General features: G+C 69.9%; 6 protein-coding genes and 2 pseudogenes. All 8 read right to left on the bottom strand.

What is annotated here, in order from left to right; all coding sequences use genetic code 11:
• A pseudogene (locus Q4D18_RS10745) lies at positions 1-508 on the bottom strand (conjugal transfer protein TraC); the annotation flags it as partial.
• Complete coding sequence (locus Q4D18_RS10740; protein ID WP_303128245.1) at positions 508-2,097, bottom strand: SCO6880 family protein; 1,590 nt, start codon at positions 2,095-2,097, stop codon at positions 508-510. The gene Q4D18_RS10740 and the pseudogene Q4D18_RS10745, both read right to left, overlap by 1 nt.
• Positions 2,097-3,140 carry a type IV secretion system protein gene (locus tag Q4D18_RS10735; RefSeq protein ID WP_303128242.1) on the bottom strand — a complete coding sequence of 348 codons (1,044 nt, stop codon included), beginning with the start codon at positions 3,138-3,140 and terminating at the stop codon, positions 2,097-2,099. The genes Q4D18_RS10740 and Q4D18_RS10735 overlap by 1 nt, the downstream gene beginning before the upstream one ends.
• 38 nt (positions 3,141-3,178) lie before the next feature.
• The gene (locus Q4D18_RS10730; RefSeq protein WP_303128240.1) at positions 3,179-3,442 is read right to left on the bottom strand and encodes a hypothetical protein; all 264 of its coding nucleotides are present in this window, start codon (positions 3,440-3,442) and stop codon (positions 3,179-3,181) included.
• A 196-nt stretch (positions 3,443-3,638) separates the two neighbouring features.
• The gene (locus Q4D18_RS10725) at positions 3,639-4,310 is read right to left on the bottom strand and encodes a hypothetical protein (RefSeq protein WP_303128239.1); all 672 of its coding nucleotides are present in this window, start codon (positions 4,308-4,310) and stop codon (positions 3,639-3,641) included.
• Between the two features lie 69 nt (positions 4,311-4,379).
• Positions 4,380-4,682 (bottom strand): hypothetical protein, encoded by a 303-nt coding sequence (locus Q4D18_RS10720; protein WP_303128237.1) that lies wholly within the window; start codon positions 4,680-4,682, stop codon positions 4,380-4,382.
• Positions 4,679-5,503: an RNA polymerase sigma factor gene (locus Q4D18_RS10715; RefSeq protein WP_303128235.1), complete on the bottom strand. Its 825-nt coding sequence runs from the start codon at positions 5,501-5,503 to the stop codon at positions 4,679-4,681. The genes Q4D18_RS10720 and Q4D18_RS10715 overlap by 4 nt, the downstream gene beginning before the upstream one ends.
• 11 nt (positions 5,504-5,514) lie before the next feature.
• Positions 5,515-6,054: pseudogene (locus Q4D18_RS10710) on the bottom strand (hypothetical protein); the annotation flags it as partial.

Here is a 6,054-nt window from a genome sequence, read left to right as displayed (position 1 = left end):
TCCACTCGCCCTTCTTGTCCGAGGCCACCGAGAGCTTGCGCCCGGCCAGCACCTGGCGGGTGGCAAGGGACTTGGCCAGCGAGGACTTGCCCGTGCCTACCTGCCCGAACAGCATCATCGACATCCCCGAGATCACCCCGGCCTCGTACAGCGCCCACGGGTCGAAGCAGAACGCGCCGCCGCCGTGCATGTCCCGGCCGATGTACAGGCCCTTGGCGCCCAGTCCTGGACCGGCCACGAACGGGTAGGCGGTGGAGGCGGTGTGCGTGGTCGTGCGCACTGCACGCGGGGCCAGGGTCTTCATCCCGCGCAGCTGATGCTTGCCGGTCGGCCCCTTCGGCCCCCACTGCGGCTGAGGGAACCGGTCAGCGCGGGCGGCCTTCTCGGCCTTACGGCGGGCGGCCTCCTGCGCGCAGGTGAGCGCGCGCGCAGCCTTCTTGGCCTCGCGTCGCTCGTCCTTGCCCGGCTCCAAGACCTGGAACAGCCCGAACTGCGTCTTGTCCTTCATCACAGCTTGATCCTTCCGAAGGGCAGGGCCGCGGCGATGAACGCCGCGTCCTGCTCCAGCCAGATCGGGCGCACCTCGCACCCGGAGGTGATCGCCGCGGTGACGACCTCGTTCGCGGCCGACTCCAGCTCGGACTGGCTGCGCCCGGTCACGGTGACCAGCACGACCATGTCCATGCCCGTGTGCCGGCGGCGCAGCTCCGCACGCTCCCGCTGAATGTCCTCCAGGGTCTGGTCGTGCTCGATGGAGTGGGGCCGGCCCAGCTTTCGCAGGAAAGACGAGTCCGAGGACCACGAGGCCATGCGCCGCTGGACCGAACGCACCGCGGCCCCACGATCCACCGGGGACATGTAGACCGTCACGGTGTGCCGGAAGTCCCCGGAGAAGACCAGCTCGTCCAGGAAGCCCAGGCGGGCCACGTCCTGGGGCAGCTCGGACACCTTGTAGGTGCGATGCATGTTGCCGTCGGTGATCAGGTGCCCGGGGTGGGTCTCCACGGCCATGGGGCCAGCGCTGGTCGGGGCGGTGCCCACGGCCGCCCCGGTCAGGTCGGTGGCCGAGACCATCAGCGCCGCGTCCGGGTCGAACGCCGCCCTCGAGAGCCCGGCCAGGGTCCGCGGGGAATGCCAGGCCGTGACCCGGGTGCCCGAGCGCGGCAGGGCGCCCTCCACAGTGGCCATGAGCTTGCTCATCTGCTCCATCAGGGCCGGCATCCCCCCGCCCAACGCCCGCAGCTGGGAGGTGATCTTCGCCGGAGACACCACCAGGGACAGCCACTGCTCGTGCACAGGCATGGACTGGGCCTCGCGCATCAGCTCGTGGAAGGCGGCGTCCAGGAACGGGTCGATCTGCTCACCCGTGATCCCCGCTGCCTCCTGCTTGCCCTCGTAGAAGCCCTGCACGTCGGCCCCGGAGATCAGGGTCGTCTGGTCCGAGGCCTGGATCCGCACCACGCCGGGCAGGCGGGACATCGCCGCCAGAGCCGCACCCCAGGACAAGGACCGCTCCTCCTGCGCGTCGAAGGATTCCAGGTTGAAGCCTCGGCTGGTCATGACCTTGGCCACGACCACGGCCTCCCGAGCGCGCGGGTCCCACACGAATCCGGCCCCGTTGGGCAGCGCGTAGACCATCAGCTCGCCGGTGACCCCGGGCAGACGGAACCGCGTCGGCTGACCGGGCTTGATCACGCCCTTGGCGTCGCGCTCGGCCTTGGGCACCGCGTCCATGACCACGGCCTGGGGCTCGCCGTCCACGAGCGTGAGCTCGTGCGCCGGGGACAGCCCTTGCCGGTAGGACAGCTGCTCGCTCGAGCCGCGGCGCAGATACCGCAGCGCCACCGCGATCCACCCCGGCATCGACCGGCCCCGGAAACGCACCGCCCCCAGGATCCCGAACACCACGAAGAACACCAGGCCGACCACCAGGGACGGACCGCCCCGCAAGATGAAGGCCATCCCCACGGCCACCCCGATGCCCATCACGACCAGCTGCTCCCCGGTCAGGCCCAGCACCAGACCCGGCGTGCGCTCCTGCGGGAAACGCACCTCGTCGTACTCGGACTCCACGTCCATCTTGACCGCTGTGCTCATCAGCGCAGCCCTCCCCGCATGATCATCGCCCCGGCGCGCTGACGCACCCGGCCAGCTCGCGCCGAAGCGCTACGAACAGAAGTAGTGACCCCCCGACCGCCACGGCCGGCGGCCATCAGGCCCGCCGTCTCGGCCTGGGAGTGCCCGCCGCCGAGCCAGGACGTCAGCCCGAGCATCAGCAGTGGCATCGCGGCGGCCACGAAGACCAGCACCAGGCCGGCCACGGTCTGCACCCAGTCCGTGGACAGGGCCGCCATGGACATGCCCAGCCGGACCACCGCCGCCCCCACGGGGGCGGCCATCATCAGGCCCAGCAACATCGACAGCCACCGCCCGGCCAGGGCCTTGGCCGGCTCCAGGGCAAGGGAGAAGATCGCCGGCGCCGCGAAGGAGGCCAGGATCAGGATCATCACCAGCCGGAAGATCATCATGGCCATGAGGATCAAGCAGGCCACGAAAATCAGCACCGCCACCAGCCAGGCGACGATGATCATCCCGTTCTCGGAGTTGTCCGAGGCCATCTCCCACTGGGCGTAGTTCTCATCCAGCAGGATCGAGTCGTTGGCCGGGTCGTAGGTCAGCCCGAACAGGGCCAGCACACCGGCGACGGCTTCAGCGTCACCGGAGCCCGACCCGTAGCCGACGGTGAGGATCCACATCGTCATCTGCTGGGTCGCTCCCATGGCCAGCCAGACCAGCCCGACGATGACGTAGGTGGCCGGGACGGAGAACACCGCACCCAGCAGAGCGCGGATCATCCCGGCGGTCGACCCACGGACAGCCGAGAGCACGACCTGCACGGCCACGAAGATGATCAGCAGCGGCAGCATCGCCACCACGATGATGTTCAGCATCCCGGGATGGTTGATCACGGTGCTCCCGCCGCCGGCGACCGTGGTGGTCACCTCACCGCCGACCACCGCGACCCACCACTCCGGGGTGAGCGCACCCACGGAGAAGGAGTCCTTGAGTAGCCCCCAGGCAGCCTTGGCGAAGCCCTTGATCGAGCCGTTGAGCCAGTCCTGGAAGTCGTCTTCCCACATGTCCTGTCCTCCTCCGTGAGTGCGCGTACCCGGTCAGATCAGAACAGCGGCAGGCCCATGCCCCAGGCCACCAGAGAGGTGGCTCCGGCGATCAGAGCGGCGGCCACGATGGACCACACCATGAAGGTCACGCCCACCTCCTGGGCACGCCCGTTGGACGAGAGCTTGCCCAGGATCCACATCAGCACGCCGGCACCGATGCCCAGCACCAGGATCACCAGGAAGGTGCCCAGGGCCAGGCCGGTGATGTTCTGCAGGGTCGGCATCCAGGGGGCGTCGAAGGTCGGGTTGATGGTCGGCATGTCAGGGTCCTCCCGCTAAGGCGATGAAAGGGGTCAAGCGCCACCGAAGGCTGATCCCCGGTGGCCGGCGAGCTCGTGCCCGCTGGAGGATGTACGTCCAGGCTGGCCCTCATGCCTGTCACAGACCCGGGAGGGCCTACGCATGTGGCCCCCGGTCCCTGCGTGCGCAAGGGGCCGGGGGCCACGGTCGGCTGATTCAGGAGCAGTTGGTGCTGCGGGTCAAGGTGAACGTCCGCCCGGTCTGGGCACCGTTGGTCATGGACTGGGTGGCGATGTGGATCTCCACCGGGGAGCAGGCCGCCGTGGTCTCGTTCTCCGCCGAGCAGTCCGGCTCACCACCCCCGGTCACCACCGCGTCGGCGTACCACTTCACCGTGGTGATCACCTGCCGGCTGCTGTCCATGTCGCCGGGCGCCTGGCCCCAGTCGTACCCGTCGAGCTCCGACTCCGACGGGATACGGCCCAGCACCGTGCTGATCACCCGCTCACGCTCGGCCTGGTTCGGGGCCGGGTCCTCGTCCACGAAGTCGCGCACGGCCTGCCGGTTGCAGGTCTGCTTCGGGGCCTGCTTCTCCACGGTCACAGCCTGCGGGCGGGCACCGACGGGCATCAGCTCGGACGTCCCCAGCCCCGTCCCCCACCCGGCTCCGGCGCTGGCCCCGCCCAGGACCATCGCCCCCACAGCGGACAGGGACACCATGGCCCAGCCCTTCTTGATCGCGCCCGGCGAGAACCACGCCTTGCCACAGATGGCCAGCACAACCCCGGCGCCGACCGCGATGATCAGCACCACCGCCGCCGTGCCGGCCACGTACCCTGCGATCTGGCTCCACCCGGCCGTCCCGTCCGGATCGATTCCGTTCAACATCTCTCTCCCCTGTCGTTGGTCCTGGTGTTCATTCGTTCCCGAACGGGGTGCATGTGTGACACGGCCAGATCAGCCGATGACCCAGAGGAGGATCAGCGCCCACCCCAGCAACACGAGCACCGCACCCACCCCGACGGCCACCCGCCCACACGGGGTCTCCCAAGCCGAAGGCACCCGACCCTGGATGCTCCGCGGCAGGGGGGCATCCACCGCGTCGGCCACCCACTCCCGCCCTTTGGCACGCACGGTCTCCCGCGCCCGCCGAGCCGAACCGACCATGCCCCTGTCCCGCTCGAGGTAGATCACCTCCGGCCCAGCCCCGGGATCACCGGCCGCCGTGTGATTGTTCTGGTCGTGGAGGTACTCGTTCATGCCCCGCTCCTCTCGCTCTGCACCACCGTCACCGCCACCCGCAGCAGGTGACGAACCTCAGCCAGGTACTGCCGGCTCGTGCTGTGAGAGAAGCCCGTCGAGCGCATCACTTGCTCCACGGTCACGTCCTCCAGCCGCCCGCCGGCCTGCGCGCACGCCAGGGCCACCTGACGCGCCCAGTCCCCCGCGTCACCGTCATCCGGCAGACACCCGATCAGAGCCCGCATGGTCACCTGCCCCTGGCTCCGGCCGAGCTCCTGGGCCGCGCGCACGACCCGGGCGCACCGGACCAGTTCGCGTCGGGCCTGACGCAACGCCGTGGTGCTTACACCCATGGCCTCAGATGCCGCCGCTACGTCGTCGTCGAACACCAGCACCACCGCCAGCGCACGCGCCGTCATCTCCGAGGACTCCATGACGGCCTCCACGACCTGCATGACCTCCGCGACCTGCTCCTGAGCCGCCACCGCCTCCACGACCCCCTGCGACGGATCGGGCAGCACCGCCGCCACCGCCGACTGCTCACGGGCCAAAGCCCCGGCCTCGACGGCGGACTGACCCTCCATCGTGCGCCTCACCCGACGCAGATGATCCACGGCACGATTCCTGGCGATCGTGCCCACCCACGTCCGCAACGACCCTCGGTCCGGATCGAACCGGTCCCGCGAATGCCACGCGGACTCCCACGCGGCCTGCAGCACGTCATCGACCTCGTCCCGGTGCCCACCCGGCCCCAGCACCGTCAGCACCACACCACGGACGCTTTGCACAGCCTCGGCCAGCTCCTCCCCCGTCAGTCGTCCTGTCTCCGTCCCGCTCATCGACATCACCGTCACCTCCCCGAGGCCGCCATCGGACGCGGCACCGACCGGGCCTCCACCCGGCAGTACGGGCAGTCCTCGAGCACGCGCCGCCCGTAGGCCGGCACATGCACGTCCGGGTCCTGGCACGGCTCACCAGCCCGAGGCACGGGCGGAGCCTCCTGGTGGATCCGCCGGTCGTGCTCCACCTGCCGCGCCGCAGAGACGAGCATGTGGAACTCCTGCACCATGGCCCGCGCCACGTACGACGTCGGCACCTTCACCGGCCCTGAAGCCCGCGCCAGGACGATGTCCACGATGATCCGCACCTGCTCCGGGGTCAGGTCCGAGACCGCCGGGACACGCAACCGCAGCCCCGTGAGCTCGACGCCGCGGTACACGCTCGGATCATCCGGCTCGGGGTCCGGGGACGGCGCAGCCGCTCCCCCGGACATCCGAGCCTGCACCGACCCGTCCTCGTCGGTCTGTCCGTCCGGGGCCGGGATCTCGGCGGCCGCCCCGGACTGATGGATCGACTGATGGTTCTTCTGATGATTCATCCGCGCGCGATC

Origin of the sequence: Micrococcus sp. (assembly GCF_030523875.1) — a bacterium.
In the GTDB taxonomy this organism is placed as follows: Bacteria; Actinomycetota; Actinomycetes; order Actinomycetales; family Micrococcaceae; genus Micrococcus.
The sequence above is the reverse complement of the archived record's forward strand: the minus strand, read 5'-3'. Positions and strand labels throughout refer to the sequence as shown.